Origin of the sequence: Pseudomonas sp. CDFA 610 (assembly GCF_021147865.1) — a bacterium.
In the GTDB taxonomy this organism is placed as follows: domain Bacteria; phylum Pseudomonadota; class Gammaproteobacteria; order Pseudomonadales; family Pseudomonadaceae; genus Aquipseudomonas; species Aquipseudomonas alliivorans.
In genome coordinates this window covers 280,790-297,645 of record NZ_JAGTPM010000006.1, presented here as the reverse complement: position 1 = coordinate 297,645, position 16,856 = coordinate 280,790, and the positions used below count along the sequence as shown (strand labels likewise).

The window sequence follows — 16,856 nt, the reverse complement described above, 5'->3', positions numbered from 1 at the left end:
AAAGGTATTTAACTGCGGCGTTCGTGCCATGGCTTTCGCGAGCACAAAACCGACAGACACGCCGAAATTTCCTGTGAGAGACGGCTTGCCGGCGATGGCGTCATCTCAGGCATGGAGATGTCGTCTCTAAAACCGCATCGCCGGCAAGCCGCCTCCCACACTTTCTGCGCTCGCCAGGCGACAGCCACTACCTGTCAGTCGCGAAACAACCACGGCTGGCTTGCACGGTGCCTGCTCTCGAACGTTGCAATGGCATCGGCGTCCATCAGCGTCAGGCCGATGTCGTCCAGGCCATTTAGCAGACAATGCTTGCGAAACGCATCGATCTCGAAGCTCAGCACCTTGCCGTCGGGACGAGTCACGGTCTGGGCCTGCAGATCGATGGTCAGTTGATAACCCGGACTGGCTTCGACCTGCTTGAACAGTTCGTCAACGTCAGCTTCGGTGAGGATGATCGGCAGCAGGCCGTTCTTGAAGCTGTTGTTGAAGAAGATGTCGGCATAGCTGGGCGCGATGATCGCGCAGAAACCGTACTCTTCCAGCGCCCACGGCGCGTGCTCGCGGCTGGAGCCGCAACCGAAGTTCTCGCGGGCCAGCAACACGCTGGCACCCTGATAACGCTCGTGATTGAGCACGAACTCATGGTTCAACGGGCGCTTGGAATTGTCCTGGTAGGGCTGACCCACATCCAGATAACGCCACTCATCGAACAGGTTCGGACCAAAACCGGTGCGCTTGATCGACTTGAGAAACTGCTTGGGAATGATCTGGTCGGTGTCGACGTTGGCGCGATCCAGAGGAGCGACCAGGCCATTGTGCTGGGTAAAGGCTTTCATGCGGATGTCCTCAATGCTGGATCAGGTCGCGAACGTCGATGAAACGGCCGTTGACGGCGGCTGCGGCCGCCATCGCCGGGCTCACCAAGTGAGTGCGGCCGCCAGCGCCCTGACGCCCTTCGAAGTTGCGGTTGGACGTCGAGGCGCAGTGCTCGCCGGAACCCAGGCGATCCGGGTTCATCGCCAGACACATGGAACAGCCCGGCTCACGCCATTCGAAACCGGCTTCGATGAAAATCTTGTCCAGACCTTCCTGCTCGGCCTGCGCCTTGATCAGGCCTGAGCCCGGCACCACGATGGCCTGCTTGATGGTCGCAGCCACCTTGCGGCCCTTGGCGATGTCGGCGGCAGCACGCAGGTCTTCGATGCGCGAATTGGTGCACGAACCGATGAATACACGATCCAGCTGAATGTCGGTGATCGGCTGATTGGCCTTGAGGCCCATGTACTTCAAGGCGCGCTCGATCGAACCACGCTTGACCAGATCCATTTCCTGCGCTGGATCGGGCACGTTCTGATCGACAGCCAGTACCATTTCCGGCGAAGTCCCCCAACTGACCTGCGGCTTGATGTCTGCAGCGTCGAGCCTGACCACGGTGTCGAACACTGCGTCCGGGTCGGAGACCAGATCTTTCCACGCTTCTACCGCCAGATCCCACTCGGCACCCTTTGGCGCAAACGGACGACCCTTGACGTACTCGACAGTTTTCTCGTCGGTGGCCACCATGCCGACGCGAGCGCCCGCTTCGATGGACATGTTGCAGATGGTCATGCGGCCTTCAATGGACAGGTCGCGAATCGCGCTGCCGGCGAACTCGATGGCGTAGCCGTTGCCGCCTGCGGTGCCGATCTTGCCGATCACTGCGAGCACGATGTCCTTGGCGGTCACGCCGAATGGCAGTTGCCCTTCGACCGACACCAGCATGTTCTTCATCTTCTTGGCGACCAGGCACTGAGTGGCCAGCACGTGTTCGACCTCGGACGTACCGATGCCATGAGCCAGTGCGCCGAAGGCACCGTGCGTGGAGGTGTGCGAGTCACCACAGACCACGCTCATGCCCGGCAGTGTTGCGCCTTGCTCAGGACCGATCACGTGGACAATGCCCTGACGCGGGTCGTTCATCTTGAATTCGGTGATGCCGTATTCGTCGCAGTTGTCGTCCAGGGTCTGGACCTGCAGACGCGAAACCTGATCTTCGATGGCACCGATGCCGCCCTTGCGTTCCGAGGTGGTCGGCACGTTGTGGTCGGGCGTCGCGATGATCGAGTCGATGCGCCACGGCTTGCGCCCGGCAAGGCGCAGGCCTTCGAAGGCTTGTGGCGAGGTCACTTCGTGAATGATATGACGGTCAATGTAGATCAGCGCCGAACCATCGTCGCGCTGTTTGACCAGATGCGAATCCCAGAGCTTGTCGTAGAGCGTTTTACCGGCCATTGGACGTACTTCCTCATCAGCTTTTTTATGCCTTGGGCTACGGACGTCCATGGGCCCTTGGCTTGTGTGACCATCCTATGGAATGTGCTTAAATAACTCAAATTCATATTTTTTATACTTTGGATAACCAACTGGAATGTGACGATGGATCTTGCCAATTTGAATGCTTTTCTGGCCATTGCCGAGAGCGGAAGCTTCTCCGGTGCTGGAGAGCGCCTGCACCTGACCCAACCGGCCATCAGCAAACGGATCGCAGGCCTCGAGCAGCAACTCGGCGTGCGCCTTTTCGATCGTCTGGGCCGTGAAGTCAGCCTGACCGAAGCCGGACGCGCCCTGCTGCCAAGGGCCTATCAGATCACCAACGTGCTGGATGATACGCGCCGGGCGTTGACCAACCTGAACGGCGAAGTGTCCGGGCGCTTGAAGCTGATTACCAGCCACCATATCGGTCTGCATCGTCTGCCACCTTTATTGCGCGAGTTCACGCGCACCTATCCGGCCGTGGCGCTGGACATTCGGTTCATGGACTCCGAAGCGGCCTATGACGAGATTCTGCATGGCCGCGCCGAGCTGGCCGTCATAACGCTCGCCCCGGAACCCCATCCACTGGTGCGCGCCACCGCAGTATGGGACGACCCGCTGGACTTTGTGGCAGCGCCGGAGCACCCGCTGGCCAATAGCGGCCCGATGAAACTGGAAGAGATCGCCCGCTACCCGGCCGTGCTGCCCAGCGACAACACGTTCACTCACAAAATCGTCAGCAACCTGTGCGAGGCCCACGGTCTCAAGCCTGATATCGCGATGAGCACCAACTACCTGGAAACCATAAAAATGATGGTATCCATCGGGCTGGCCTGGAGCGTTCTGCCACGCACGATGCTCGATGAACAGGTGGCGCGCATTCCGTTGACAGGCGTGCAACTCAATCGCCAGCTAGGCTACATCCTGCACACGGAGCGGACTCTATCAAACGCGGCCAGGGCATTCATGAAATTGTTGTAATGCACGATACAGCGATTGATAGTGTTTTTTTATGCGATACAGGATGCAGAACGATCGTTTTACTGGCTTTATTCATTAAAGGCTCGTGATCAATGCCCAACCTTCTGGACCCGACCATTCTGCTGGCGTCCGCACAGCCCGCAGCCGCACCAGCGGCACAGAGCGCTGTGGAACAGACCCTCAGGGAGACGCAGGATCGCCTGAATCTGGCGTTGAATTCCGCGCAGATGGGCATCTGGGAATGGGACATTGCCACCGATCAACTGCACGCCTCCGCTCGGGCCGCTCAGCTGCACGGCCGCGAAAACCTGCCACTCGATTACAATTTCACCCGTTTTCTGGCCGGCGTGCCGACGGCGGAACGTCATCGCATGCGCAACGCCTACAAGGCGGTAGCGGCCGGTAAACAGGACATCTTTCAGCTGACCTACCGTTTTCAGTTGCAGAACGGCCTGTCACGCCTGCTCGAAAGCCGCGCCATCCTTTACCGCAACACCGACGGCACGCCATCGAGACTGACCGGCACACTGCTGGATATCACACAGCAACAGGCACAGGCCGCGCTGGAAGCCAGTGAAGAGAAGTTCGCCAAGGCGTTCCATTCCAGTCCTGACTCGATCACCATCACGGAACTGGGCTCCGGCCGGTATGTGGAGGTCAATGACGGCTTCTGCCGCCTCACCGGTTACACAGCACCCGAAGTGCTGGGCAGGACGGTTCAGGAGATCGGTATCTGGACGGATCCCGACCAACGCCAGAAAATGATCGATCAGTTGCGCGACACCGGTCGGGTGCATCACCGGGAGATGGCGGGCCGCAACAAGAATGGCGATCCGCTGACTCTCGACGTATCGGTGGAGTTCATCACCCTCAACGAAACCGCCTGCCTGCTGATGAACGCCCGGGACATCGGCCAGTTGAAAAGCGCTCAGGCACAGATCCAGCATCTGGCCTATCACGACCCGTTGACCGGCCTGCCCAACCGCGCGCTGCTCATGGACCGCCTGAGCGAGCAACTGTCGCTGCTCAGGCATCATCGCCTGCGTGGCGCCCTGCTGTTCATGGATCTGGACCACTTCAAGCACATCAACGACTCCCTGGGTCACCCGGTCGGCGACAGCGTGCTGAATATCGTCTCCGCACGACTGGAGGCCAGCGTTCGCCTCGAAGACACTGTGGCGCGCCTTGGCGGGGACGAATTCGTGGTGCTGATCTGTGGCCTGGAAGGATCTCGTCATGAGGTCACTCAGCAGGTTCAGGAACTGTCCGATAACCTGCGCGAGTTGCTCGCAGAGCCCATGTTCCTCGACGGCCATCGGCTGCAGGTGACACCCAGCATCGGCATGGTACTGATCCCGGATGACGGTTCGACCCCTGCCGACCTGCTCAAGCGTGCCGATATCGCGCTGTACCGCGCCAAGGATTCGGGCCGCAACGCCGCGCAATTCTTCCATAGCTCCATGCAAAAGGCGGTAAGCCAGCGCCTGCGCATGGAAAACGATCTGCGCCTGGCGCTGACCCGCAACGAGTTCGACCTGCACTTTCAGGCTCAAGTGGACTGCCGGAACGAAGCGCTTACCGGCGCCGAGGCACTGCTGCGCTGGCAGCATCCTGATTATGGCGTGCTGCCGCCCACCCAGTTCGTACAGATCCTCGAAGAGAGCGGCATGATTCTCGAGGTGGGCAGCTGGGTGCTGGACGAGGCATGCAGGACCGCAGGTCGCCTGCTCAAACAGGGGCTGATCGCACACAATGGCTTTCTGATGGGCGTCAACATCAGCCCGCGCCAGTTCAGGCAGACCGACTTTGTCGCACGCGTGGAACGAAGCCTGACACTGCATCAACTGCCTGCCACCATGCTGAAACTGGAAATCACCGAAGGTATCGTCATTCAGAATCTGGAAGACACCATTGCCAAGATGCGCGGCCTGAAAAAGCTCGGGATCAGCTTTGCCATGGACGACTTCGGCACCGGCTATTCGTCGCTGACGTATCTCAAGCGTCTTCCGGTGGATACGCTCAAGATCGACCAGTCATTCGTGCAGGACGCCGCCAGCGACCCTAATGACGCCGAAATCATTCGCGCCATTGTGGCCATGGCCCAGAGCCTCAACCTCAATGTCATCGCCGAGGGCGTCGAGACCGTCGAGCAACTGGCGTTTCTCGAAAAACTGGGGTGCCACGTGTATCAGGGGTACCTGTTCAGCGAGCCGCTGGACGACTCGCAATTTGAAGCGCTGCTGCGGCTGAAACAGCCTGTTCGACAACCGAGCCTGCTGCCGGATCGCTAAACGCAGAAAGGCGCCCGAAGGCGCCTTTCCGTTACAGCAAGGATCACTGCCCGATGGCTTTCTGAGTATTCAGCGGAATCCGCTTTGGCTTGGCTTCTTCGGGCACATTACGCACCAGGTCGATGTTCAGAAGGCCATGGGACAAGTCAGCACCCCGAACCTCGATGTTATCTGCCAACCGGAACGACAGCTTGAATTCGCGCCGGGCAATGCCCTGATGCAGATAGGTCACGTTTTCAGCTTCGCGTTCACGCTTGCCGCCAGTGACTGTCAACACGCCTTTCTCGACCTGCAAATCAAGGTCTTCTTCCTGCATGCCTGCCGCCGCGATCACAATTCGGTATTGATCGTCGCTATGCCGCTCCACGTTGTAGGGAGGGTAGCCACTGGACGAATCATTACGTGCCGCCGACTCGAAAAGGTCGTTGAAGCGGTCGAAGCCCACTGAGTGACGAAACAGCGGAGCCAGAGAAAATGCAGTCGTCATGATAATTCTCCTGTTAATCAGCGAGTAGTTTGCGCGACCCGGATTCGGCATCGCGTAATCCCCAAACTAGGGTCGGCCACTGACTTTTCAAGAGCGATTTTTTACGAAAAACATAACCGTTCGTCGGGCTGACTTTCGGCTGAATAACCAAGCAAAACACTGATCCGGTCGCAGTCGGTTTCACGGCGCAACGCGTTGAACATCAACGTGGCTTGCGGGTAACTCTTGGTCAGCAACACCAGCCATTGCTTGAGACGACCCGGCGCCTGCACCAGGGTCATCTTGGCCAGACAATCGCCCCAGAACGTGCGCAGCATCGGCTGCAGCTCGGTCCAGGTCATCTCGACCACCTCTTCGCCCGCGTGGGCTGCCGCAATCTGCCTGGCCAGATCGGGACGCGCCACCAGACCACGACCGATCATGATGTCACGTGCACCACAGACTTCCCGACAGCGCCGCCAGTCCTCGACTGTCCATATCTCGCCATTGGCGACGACCGGCACCTTGACCACTTCCTGGATACGCGCGATCCATTCCCAGTGCGCTGGCGGCTTGTAACCGTCGACCTTGGTGCGCGCATGAACCACGATGCGCTCGGCACCGCCATCGGCCAGCGCTCGTGCGCAGTCCAGAGCACCGTCGGTGTTTTCATAGCCCAGACGCATCTTGGCAGTGACGGGAATCTCGCCGGGCACCGCGCGACGCACCTGACTGACGATCGAGTGCAGCAGGTCAGGCTCCTTGAGCAGAATTGCGCCGCCCCGTGAACGGTTCACGGTCTTGGCCGGGCAACCGAAGTTCAGGTCCATGACCGGCGCGCCCAGTTCACAGGCGAACGCAGCGTTTTCTGCCAGACAGACGGGGTCGGAACCCAGCAACTGCACGTGCAGCGGCACACCTGCAGCCGTTTTGGCATCAGTGTGCAGCTCAGAGGCCATCTTGTAGTAGTAGGTGGCGGGCATGACCCGCTCGGTCACCCGGATGAATTCGGTCACGCACCAGTCGATGCCGCCGACGCGAGTCAGCACATTACGCAGGATGTCGTCGACCAACCCCTCCATGGGCGCCAGAGCAATTTGCATGGGTCACACTCGAAAAAAAGTCCGGCAGTTTACTGTTCGTCACCGGGATTGGGAACGCCAGCGTCCAACATTGCCGCACCATAGCCATCAATGAACTCGGCGGGCATACGCTTCGGGCGACCCGTGGACAGCTCGATACAGACAAAGGTGGTTTGCGCCCGCAACAACGTGAGGTTGTCTGCGGGACGCTTGAGCTGAAAGCAGCGAGTCATCTTCAGGCGACGATCCCAATCGACAATCCAGGTCGCCAGTTGCAACTCATCGCCCTCGTAGGCGCTGGCCAGGTAATCGATTTCGTGCCGAACCACCGCCATGGCCCGATCCAGCCGCCGGTACTCACTCAGATCCAGCCCCAGATACTGCGAATGACGCCAGGCGCAGCGTTCGAGCCAGGTGACGTAGACCGCGTTATTGGCGTGCCCCAGACCGTCGATGTCATCGCTGCCGACACTCAGGTCGATGACGAAAGGCGTTGTCCGATCCCAGACCATGCTCGCTCCTGTTTGGATAATTGGTTGGCGGCAGTGTAGCTGGAATGCAGGTCCGGCAAGGCATGCCTGGAGGGTTCTGGAGAGAGATGAAGGGTTCTACGAAAATAAAACCCTGAAAAAACAAAAGGGCCATTCAATAATCGAATGACCCTTGGTCCCGCAGAGCGGGAAATCGTGGCGTCCCCTAGGGGACTCGAACCCCTGTTACCGCCGTGAAAGGGCGGTGTCCTAGGCCACTAGACGAAGGGGACGCAAAACCTTCAGTCAGGTTCATCAGTGATGAACCCTGGCAAAATTGGTGGAGCTAAGCGGGATCGAACCGCTGACCTCCTGCATGCCATGCAGGCGCTCTCCCAGCTGAGCTATAGCCCCGGATTTATCGCCTCGCGGCGGAGTTCAACCTTCCGGCATCACTCGGTGAAGCTGGCGTCCCCTAGGGGACTCGAACCCCTGTTACCGCCGTGAAAGGGCGGTGTCCTAGGCCACTAGACGAAGGGGACAAACCTTCTACCTGATCAGAGTTGGGACTCCGATCGATTCAACACCCTGTTTTACCAGGCCTTGAACCTTGAATTTGGTGGAGCTAAGCGGGATCGAACCGCTGACCTCCTGCATGCCATGCAGGCGCTCTCCCAGCTGAGCTATAGCCCCACATCAGTGGACGGGGCGCATGTTAAGCGTGAGTCGCTAACCTGTCAAATTTATTTTCGAGAAATTTGAAAGTTTTTCGTCGGCATAACAATCACTTACCGTTTCGGCCCGCAAATCCGAGGCCGAGTCGGCCACTGTCTGCCCCGCTCGCGCTGGCACACAATGGCTTCTTCACATCACTGACGGGTCAGGCAATCGCGCCCAGCAGTTTTTCCCACTCTTTGTTTTCTTTCTTCGAGACGCCGCCCAGCAGATCGATGGCCTGACGCAGACGGAAACGCGTAAGGTCTGGACCGAGGATCTCCATCGCGTCCAGCACTGAAACGGAGCTGGCCTGCCCGGTGATCGAGGCGAACATGAGCGGCATGGCGTCACGCAGCTTGAGGCAAAGGTGCTCGACCACCGACTGGATACAGGCGGTGATCGGGTCCTTCTCCCACTGACGCAGCGACTCCAGCTTCCACAGGATCAGTTGCATCAACTGGCGCACCTGGTCACCCGACAGTTTCTTGTGCTCGAACAGTTTCACGTCCGGGGTAACGCCACCGGCGAAGAAGAAGCTGGCCAGTGGCGCAATCTGACTGAATGTCTCGACCCGACCCTGCACGTGCGGCGCGATCTTCATCATGTACTCGGGGTTCAGCGCCCACGTCTGCACACGAGCGGCAAACTCCTCGACGGGCAGCTCACGCAGCCACTGACCGTTGAGCCAGGACAGCTTCTCGATATCGAAAATCGGACCGCCCAGCGACACGCGGGACAAGTCGAAGTGCTCGACCATTTCCTGCAGCGAAAACTTCTCGCGCTCGTCCGGCATCGACCAGCCCATGCGGCCGAGATAGTTAAGCATGGCTTCGGGCATGAAGCCCATGCGCTCGTAGAATGTCACCGAGGTCGGGTTCTTACGCTTGGAGAGCTTGCTCTTGTCGGGGTTACGCAGCAGCGGCATGTAGCACAGCTGTGGCTTGTCCCAGCCGAAGTACTCGTACAATAGAATCAGTTTCGGCGCCGAAGGCAGCCACTCTTCGCCACGCAGCACGTGGGTGATGCCCATCAAGTGGTCGTCGACCACGTTGGCCAGAAAGTAGGTCGGCAGCCCGTCGGTCTTCATCAGGACCTGCATGTCCATGCGGTCCCACGGGATTTCCACCTCACCACGCAAAAGGTCCGGCACCACGCAGACGCCTTCAGTCGGCACCTTCATGCGGATGACGTGCGGCTCGCCAGCGTCCAGACGCCGTTGCACCTCTTCCTTGGAAAGCAGCAGCGCGCGGCCGTCATAACGCGGGGTTTCGCCCCGGGCCATTTGTTCGGCACGCATTTCATCCAGCTCTTCAGCAGTGCAGAAGCACGGGAAAGCGTGGCCCATTTCAACCAGTTGCTGAGCGTATTTACGGTAGATATCGCCCCGTTCGCTCTGCCGGTACGGACCGTGCGGTCCGCCGACATCCGGACCTTCACTCCACTCGATGCCCAGCCAGCGCAATGCGTCGAAAATCTGCTGCTCAGACTCGCGGGTCGAACGCAACTGATCGGTGTCTTCGATCCGCAGGATGAACTCGCCACCGTGCTGCTTGGCAAAGCAATAGTTGAAAAGGGCGATGTAAGCCGTGCCAACGTGGGGGTCGCCCGTGGGCGATGGCGCGATGCGGGTACGAACGGTGGTCATGGAAAATCCCGAAATAAGGTCGATCAAGCGCGGAATGTTAACAGGCCGAAGGCGTCGGGCTCCAGCATGGGCGCTGGCGGAGCTGTGATGGCTCCCGAACCCGGCGCTCACCCTGTCACCGGAAAGCCAGACTCAAACCGTCAGCAAGCGCTCGCGCAGTTTGCCGATTTCGTCGCGCATCTGCGCCGCCGCCTCGAATTCCAGGTCGCGGGCAAGTTGGTACATCTTCTCTTCCAGTTGACGGATGCGCTTGGTGATTTCGCTGGGCGAGCGCAGTTCGTTTTCGTACTTGGCGTTTTCCTCGGCGGCCTTGGCCATGCCTTTGCGCTTCTTGCTGCGTGAGCCGGGCACGGTGGCGCCTTCCATGATATCCGCCACGTCCTTGAACACGCCTTTCGGCGTGATGCCATGCTCCAGGTTGAACGCGATCTGCTTATCACGGCGCCGCTCGGTCTCGCCGATGGCGCGCTCCATGGAGCCGGTGATACGATCGGCGTACAGAATTGCCCGGCCATTGAGGTTACGCGCCGCCCGGCCGATGGTCTGGATCAGCGATCGATCGGAACGCAGGAAACCTTCCTTGTCCGCATCCAGAATAGCCACCAGTGACACTTCCGGCATGTCCAGCCCTTCGCGCAGCAGGTTGATCCCCACCAGCACATCAAAGGCCCCCAATCGCAGGTCGCGGATGATCTCGACCCGTTCCACCGTGTCGATGTCAGAGTGCAGGTAACGTACCCGCACACCGTGGTCGCTCAGGTAATCGGTCAGGTCCTCGGCCATGCGTTTGGTCAGCGTGGTCACCAGCACCCGCTCGTCGATAGAGGCGCGCTTGTTGATTTCCGACAGCAGGTCATCGACCTGGGTCAGCGCCGGACGAATCTCGATCTGCGGGTCCACCAGACCGGTCGGCCGCACCACCTGCTCAACGATACGCCCGGCGTGTTCCTCTTCGTATTTGCCCGGAGTCGCCGAGACGAAGATGGTCTGCGGGCTGACGTTCTCCCACTCTTCGAAACGCATCGGCCGGTTGTCCAGCGCCGATGGCAGACGGAAACCGTATTCCACCAGCGTTTCCTTGCGCGAGCGGTCGCCTTTATACATGGCGCCGACCTGCGGCACGCTGACGTGGGACTCGTCGATCACCAGCAAGGCGTCCGCCGGCAGGTAGTCGTACAGTGTCGGCGGCGGAGCGCCGGTCGGACGGCCCGACAGGTAGCGAGAGTAGTTCTCGATGCCGTTGCAGTAGCCCAGTTCCAGAATCATCTCCAGATCGAACCGGGTGCGCTGCTCCAGACGCTGGGCTTCGACCAGTTTGTTCTGGCTGCGCAGGTATTCCAGACGCTCGCCGAGTTCGACCTTGATGCCTTCCATCGCCTCCAGCAGTGTTTCGCGGGGCGTGACGTAGTGGCTCTTGGGGTAAAAGGTGAACCGCGGCAGCTTACGGATCACTTCGCCGGTCAACGGATCGAAGGCCGACAGGCTTTCGACTTCGTCGTCGAACAGCTCGACACGAATCGCTTCCAGATCCGATTCGGCCGGATAGATGTCGATCACATCACCGCGCACCCGGAAGGTGGCGCGGGCAAAGTCCATATCGTTGCGGGTGTATTGCAAGTCAGCCAGACGGCGCAGCAAGGCGCGCTGATCGAGTTTGTCGCCCCGGTCAATGTGCAGCACCATGCGCAGATAGGTTTCCGGACTGCCCAGGCCATAAATGCACGACACCGTGGTGACGATGATGGCGTCCTTGCGTTCCAGCAGGGCCTTGGTCGCGGACAGCCGCATTTGCTCGATGTGGTCGTTGATCGACGCATCCTTCTCGATGAAGGTGTCGGACGACGGCACATAGGCTTCCGGCTGATAGTAGTCGTAGTAGGAGACGAAATATTCGACGGCGTTGTTTGGAAAGAACGCCTTGAATTCGCCGTACAACTGCGCCGCCAGGGTCTTGTTCGGCGCCAGCACCAGCGTCGGACGCTGCACCTGAGAGATCACATTGGCGATGCTGAACGTCTTGCCCGAACCCGTCACACCCAACAGGGTCTGGTGCGCAAGTCCGGCGTCGATACCTTCGACCAGTTGGCGAATGGCCTCGGGCTGATCACCTGCGGGCTCAAAACGGGTAACGAGCTGGAACTCGGACATAACCTACCTCTTGAATTCATTCGCGTCGGGGTTCGCGACAAGGACTCGTCCGCGCGGCCTGTACCGGCAATGACGAAATCACCACCGACGACTCATCCCGTCAGCGGGAGACGACGTACGGCAGTGACAGTGCTTGAAGTGATGCACTGTAAATGGAGACGTTTGCGCATGTTTCAAGGCGCTCATTTGATCAGTGGCTACATCATTGAGGTTTCAACGGGACGAACGTTTTGCAAATAAACCGAAAAACCTTGAAAAAACCCGCCCTGCCCTGTCGCCCCTCAGGGGGATGCTCTTTATACTAGGTCCCCGTTTGTGCACCGCTTTGGCGCATTCGGCCGCGGCGTGCATACCCCTCCCTCCTTCATTCAGAGCTGCCGCAAAAATGAGCCTCTTCTCCGCTGTCGAAATGGCACCCCGCGATCCTATTCTGGGTATCAACGAAGCATTCAACGCCGACACCCGCACCACCAAGGTCAACCTTGGCGTGGGCGTCTACTGTGACGAAGACGGGCGCATCCCTCTGCTGCGCGCAGTGGCTGAAGCCGAGAAGATTCGTGTTGCGCAGCACGCACCTCGTGGTTATCTGCCGATCGACGGTATCGCCGCCTACGACCAGGCCGTGCAAAAACTGCTGCTGGGTGCCGACTCGCCATTGATTGCATCGGGCCGTGTGCTCACCACCCAATCGGTCGGTGGCACCGGGGCGCTGAAGATCGGCGCGGACTTCCTCAAGCAACTGTTGCCCAACGCCGTTGTGGCCATCAGTGATCCGAGCTGGGAAAACCATCGTGCGCTGTTCGAAACCGCAGGCTTCCCGGTCCAGAACTACCGCTACTATGATGCTGCTTCCCACGACGTGAACCGTGGCGGCATGCTCCAAGACCTGCAAAACCTGCCTGACCATTCCGTGGTCGTGCTGCACGCCTGCTGCCACAACCCGACCGGCGTCGACCTGAATCTGGAAGACTGGAAAAAGGTTCTGGAAGTGGTCAAGGCCAAAGGTCACGTACCGTTTCTGGATATGGCTTATCAGGGCTTCGGCCAGGGCATTCAGGAAGACGCCATCGCGGTCCGTCTGTTCGCCGAGTCCGGCCTGACCTTTTTCGCCTCCAGCTCGTTCTCCAAATCGCTGTCGCTGTACGGCGAGCGTGTGGGCGCGCTGTCGATCATCACTGAATCGAAAGAAGAAACCGCCCGCGTCCTGTCCCAGGTCAAGCGCGTGATCCGCACCAACTACTCCAACCCGCCGACCCACGGCGCAATCATCTCCGCAGCCGTGCTCAACGACCCGGCGCTGCGCGCCATGTGGGAAGCGGAACTGGGCGAAATGCGCGTGCGCATCCAGGGCATGCGCAAGGCCATGGTCGAGCGTCTGGCCGACAACCCGGCCGGTCAGGACTTCAGCTTCGTGGGTCGCCAGTGCGGCATGTTCTCGTATTCAGGCCTGACCGCCGAACAGGCCCAGCGCCTGCGCAGCGAGTTCGGCATTTACGCGCTGGACACCGGCCGCATCTGTGTCGCGGCGCTGAACCAGAAGAACATCGACGTGGTGTGCGACGCGATCAAGAAGGTGTTGTAAGTCACCTGCCCGGCACATAGAACGGTGCGAGACAGCGCCGCCTCTTCGAGGCTGCACCGTCTCGCAGCAAACACGGGATTGTGAGAGGCGGCTTGCCGCGATGGCGTCGAGCGGGTCGCTGATACAGCGCTGGGTAAAACGCATCGCCGGCAAGCCGCCTCGCCCATCGCGCAGTGTACAAAACGCCATCCCCGCGCCTACCACTCGGCAATCCGACCGAACGATCCCCTTCTCCTGGACCTCGAAAGTCTGTCAGCCATTTCTGAAGCAGACTTTCGAGGTATTCATGTCTACCGAACCGCAACGGCAAAAAGAACAGGCACCCGGTCAGCACACGCCGCCGGACCAGGGCACGGACCGCAACGATCCGGCCATCGATCCGCAGGAGCCGGATGCTGTACCGGATTCGAGCGGGCATGAAGACCAGCGCCAGAACCAGCAGCAGAGCCAGAGTCAGAGTCAGTCGCAAGGATCGTCGGAACAAAGCGCCTACGTGCCTGACTATGAGCCGCAGGAAAAGCCCCAGACCCAGCGCAATCATCAGCCTACCCAAGGCGTCGATGCAGACATTGATACTCAGGGCGGTTGAAATCTCGCGGTTGCAGCGTGGATTGGGTACTGAGGCCCAATCCATCCGTGCACTACCCCTAAGGCTTGCGCTGTTCCCGGATTTCCTGCACCTGATACGCCGGATCGGCCTTGATCTGCTGTTCGGTGAAAGGGAGTTTGGCCCACTGCTTGTTTGAGAACGCCTCGGTCTGGTCCCGCGAGTGCGTCGACTGCGGATTGCTTGACTCGGAGAACGCCAGCAAACCCTCGGCCTGTGGACCATGTTCATCGAACGTCACCACTTGCAAATAGCTGGTGCCGCTGACCACCTCACGCTTGCCATCCTTGCCCGCCACCGTCTGCATGGCGTTGTAGACGCCCAGTGTGGCAGGACCGCCGTGGATGGGAATCGGCACCCCGCTCAGGCTCGACACCTGAATATCACCCCAGGTCGTCTTGTCTGACAGACCTGCCTTGCTCACCTCATCCTGCGCGGTCAGCATGGCAGCGCGTAACGCCGTGGCGACTTCCGGGTATTCGATGGCCAGGCCGCGCGGCGTGTGAATCGGGTCGTTGGCATCGAACACCACCCGCCACCGCGAGCCGACGGACTGCATGGCGGTCATGATCTTCTGGAAGTAAACAAAGCCCACGCCGCTGCTCAGGTCAACTCGACCGTCCCAGGCTTTCAAGGCCGTGCACAGCGGCGTCAGACGCTTTTCATCATCGCCCAGTCCGGTCGCACAGAGCTGCAAGAGGTCCGGCAACACTTGCCCCGCCTGATACACCTCGTTATCCATCACCATGGCCTGCAGGTTCTCGACACTGACTTTGCCCGCCTGCTGCAGCTTGCCGAGTCGATCCAGCGCAAAACGCGCCCGCAGCCCGAGCGGCTGGCCTTCCTGGCTGATCAGCGGCGAAAAGTTTTTCTGCGGCGCTGCCGGATTGACCATCCAGGCCGAGTCATTGGAATGCTGCACGAAATCGGTCCGCAGCAGTTGTGGCTGACGCGACGACGGATAGATACCGGGTTGCGCCGCCTCGGGCGCGATGTCCCAGTTACAGTCGCTGCGCGAACCGTCGAGGATGATCAATTCGGTGCCGATACGCGGGTCGCTGCACGTGGCGAGCTTGACCGCGTCAACATTCGGCACCACCGACAGGTTCATGTACAACGCCTGGCCACTGGCATCGACCGCCACGGTATTCACCCATGGAATCCCTTGAATGCTGCGCACCGAATCCTGAAACGCCTTGAGGCTTTTCGCCTGCCCCATGGCGTACCACTGCTGCAGCACGCGATCATTCTGGAGGTTCGCATCGCGCAGGCTGAAAGCGTACTTGTCGTCCCAGTCGAGCTTGCCCGGCCATTGCACCACAGGGCCGAATTTCGACGAATAGATCGTGCGGGTTACAGGCTTGATGCTGCCGTCGACCTGTTTCGCCTCGACACTCACCTGCTGCCTGCCCATCGCCACTGACGTGCCGTCGAGCATGTAACGGGTCGAATCCCTGGGATCAAGCGCCAGTCGATGCAGCGTGAAGTGCTTCGACGTATCGACGGTGTGGGTCCAGGCCAGGTGCTGGTTGAAGCCGATATTGATCAACGGCAGACCCGGCAACGCCGCGCCCATCACGTCCAGCTTGCCGGGGATGGTCAGGTGCATCTGATAGAAGCGCATGCCACCACCCCACGGAAAATGCGGGTTGGCCAGCAACATGCCGCGTCCGTTGGCAGACAGCTCGCGTCCGATCGCCACCGCATTGCTGCCACGCTCCAGCGCGAACTGTTCATTGCGGACGGCAGCCAGTCGCAGGGCCTCTCGCTGCTCGTTCTGGAGCCCGGCCTGAGCCCCCGCTTGCGGCGGTGTCGCACCGGCCAGCGCTTCGGTGAACTGAACCACGCCACCCTCGACCAGCAATCGACGGGTCAGGCGCACCAGATCGTCGGTGCTGATCGAACGTACCCATTCGGCTGCGCAGGCTGTCGGCAACCCTTTGGCACGCTGCTCGTCCAGTGAGCGGTTATAGCCAGCCGCGTAACCTTGCATCAGATGACGAATACCGGGCGGCTGGGCCTTCCAGAAATGCGCGAGTGCTTCAGGCGTGTTCAACCATTTGAACAGCAGGTCGCTGGCCATATTGTTGCGCTGCTCGAGGGTCGCCTTGTCGGGGCCGAAATAGCGGGAACGTTCACCATTGACCGTGACGATCTCGTTGGCCAGCAGGCACAGGTTGTCCTGGGCATAGGCGTAACCGATGCCGTAACCCAGCCCGCGTTCGTCGGCGGCCACGATATGCGGGACGCCAAATCCGGTGCGACGTATTTGCGCCGAGGCGTTCTGACTCTCGGAAGCAGCCAGTGCCTGGGCGGGCAGCACCAGCCCGAACGAAAGGCCTGCAACGAGCAAACCGGGCAATGGTCTGGACATGATCATGCTGACGCCACCTCGAAAGAAAAACGGAACACGACTGGAAAAAGCCGCTCCCCTTAAACGAGGCCGCCGAGTGAAATTTAGTCGACACAGTCATTTTACTGACAGCGCTAAATTCCCCTGCGGCGCTCTCGTCTTAATGACAGCTCCCGTAGCCGTCGCCCGTTGAACGGCTGATTTTCCCCAGGCAGGAACCCT

Annotated in this window: 12 protein-coding genes and 4 tRNA genes; 4 read left to right on the top strand and 12 right to left on the bottom strand. The window is 59.9% G+C overall.

What is annotated here, in order from left to right:
• Positions 1 to 194: 194 nt before the first annotated feature.
• Positions 195 to 836, bottom strand: a complete 642-nt coding sequence (gene leuD / locus KDX39_RS13440) for a 3-isopropylmalate dehydratase small subunit (protein WP_099227199.1) — start codon at positions 834 to 836, stop codon at positions 195 to 197.
• 10 nt (positions 837 to 846) lie between these two features.
• Complete coding sequence (gene leuC, locus KDX39_RS13435) at positions 847 to 2,271, bottom strand: 3-isopropylmalate dehydratase large subunit (protein ID WP_184323274.1); 1,425 nt, start codon at positions 2,269 to 2,271, stop codon at positions 847 to 849.
• Positions 2,272 to 2,415: 144 nt separating this feature from the next.
• Here leuC and KDX39_RS13430 point away from each other — a divergent pair, with 144 nt between their 5' ends.
• Positions 2,416 to 3,273, top strand: coding sequence for a LysR family transcriptional regulator (locus tag KDX39_RS13430; RefSeq protein ID WP_231660689.1), 858 nt, complete (start codon positions 2,416 to 2,418; stop codon positions 3,271 to 3,273).
• 92 nt (positions 3,274 to 3,365) lie between these two features.
• On the top strand, positions 3,366 to 5,564 hold the full coding sequence (locus tag KDX39_RS13425) for a putative bifunctional diguanylate cyclase/phosphodiesterase (protein ID WP_231660688.1): 2,199 nt from the start codon (positions 3,366 to 3,368) through the stop codon (positions 5,562 to 5,564).
• Positions 5,565 to 5,607: 43 nt separating this feature from the next.
• On the opposite strand, the gene KDX39_RS13420 is transcribed toward KDX39_RS13425, so the two are convergent.
• The 9 genes from KDX39_RS13420 to uvrB form a co-directional block, all read right to left on the bottom strand.
• Positions 5,608 to 6,051 carry an Hsp20 family protein gene (locus KDX39_RS13420; protein WP_231660687.1) on the bottom strand — a complete coding sequence of 148 codons (444 nt, stop codon included), beginning with the start codon at positions 6,049 to 6,051 and terminating at the stop codon, positions 5,608 to 5,610.
• Between the two features lie 101 nt (positions 6,052 to 6,152).
• Positions 6,153 to 7,133 carry a tRNA dihydrouridine synthase gene (locus KDX39_RS13415; RefSeq protein ID WP_231660686.1) on the bottom strand — a complete coding sequence of 327 codons (981 nt, stop codon included), beginning with the start codon at positions 7,131 to 7,133 and terminating at the stop codon, positions 6,153 to 6,155.
• Between the two features lie 29 nt (positions 7,134 to 7,162).
• A complete protein-coding gene (locus KDX39_RS13410) occupies positions 7,163 to 7,624 on the bottom strand; it encodes an acyl-CoA thioesterase (RefSeq protein WP_231660685.1) in 462 nt (153 codons plus the stop codon).
• Positions 7,625 to 7,799: 175 nt separating this feature from the next.
• Positions 7,800 to 7,875: transfer RNA gene (locus KDX39_RS13405), tRNA-Glu, on the bottom strand.
• A gap of 45 nt (positions 7,876 to 7,920) precedes the next feature.
• Positions 7,921 to 7,996 (bottom strand) — tRNA-Ala (locus tag KDX39_RS13400).
• 52 nt (positions 7,997 to 8,048) lie between these two features.
• Positions 8,049 to 8,124: transfer RNA gene (locus KDX39_RS13395), tRNA-Glu, on the bottom strand.
• A 75-nt stretch (positions 8,125 to 8,199) separates the two neighbouring features.
• A tRNA-Ala gene (locus KDX39_RS13390) sits at positions 8,200 to 8,275 on the bottom strand.
• A 187-nt stretch (positions 8,276 to 8,462) separates the two neighbouring features.
• Positions 8,463 to 9,944: a glutamate--tRNA ligase gene (gene gltX, locus KDX39_RS13385; protein ID WP_231660684.1), complete on the bottom strand. Its 1,482-nt coding sequence runs from the start codon at positions 9,942 to 9,944 to the stop codon at positions 8,463 to 8,465.
• A gap of 132 nt (positions 9,945 to 10,076) precedes the next feature.
• The gene (gene uvrB / locus KDX39_RS13380) at positions 10,077 to 12,092 is read right to left on the bottom strand and encodes an excinuclease ABC subunit UvrB (RefSeq protein ID WP_099227191.1); all 2,016 of its coding nucleotides are present in this window, start codon (positions 12,090 to 12,092) and stop codon (positions 10,077 to 10,079) included.
• A 385-nt stretch (positions 12,093 to 12,477) separates the two neighbouring features.
• Between uvrB and KDX39_RS13375 the strand changes: the two genes are divergently transcribed.
• Both KDX39_RS13375 and KDX39_RS13370 read left to right on the top strand, forming a co-directional pair.
• Positions 12,478 to 13,674 (top strand): amino acid aminotransferase, encoded by a 1,197-nt coding sequence (locus KDX39_RS13375; protein ID WP_231660683.1) that lies wholly within the window; start codon positions 12,478 to 12,480, stop codon positions 13,672 to 13,674.
• Between the two features lie 286 nt (positions 13,675 to 13,960).
• Positions 13,961 to 14,263 (top strand): hypothetical protein, encoded by a 303-nt coding sequence (locus tag KDX39_RS13370; protein WP_231660682.1) that lies wholly within the window; start codon positions 13,961 to 13,963, stop codon positions 14,261 to 14,263.
• Positions 14,264 to 14,321: 58 nt separating this feature from the next.
• Here the strand turns inward: KDX39_RS13370 and pvdQ are convergent, their stop codons facing one another.
• The gene (pvdQ, locus tag KDX39_RS13365; protein ID WP_231660681.1) at positions 14,322 to 16,661 is read right to left on the bottom strand and encodes a bifunctional acylase PvdQ; all 2,340 of its coding nucleotides are present in this window, start codon (positions 16,659 to 16,661) and stop codon (positions 14,322 to 14,324) included.
• Between the last annotated feature and the right edge of the window lie 195 nt (positions 16,662 to 16,856).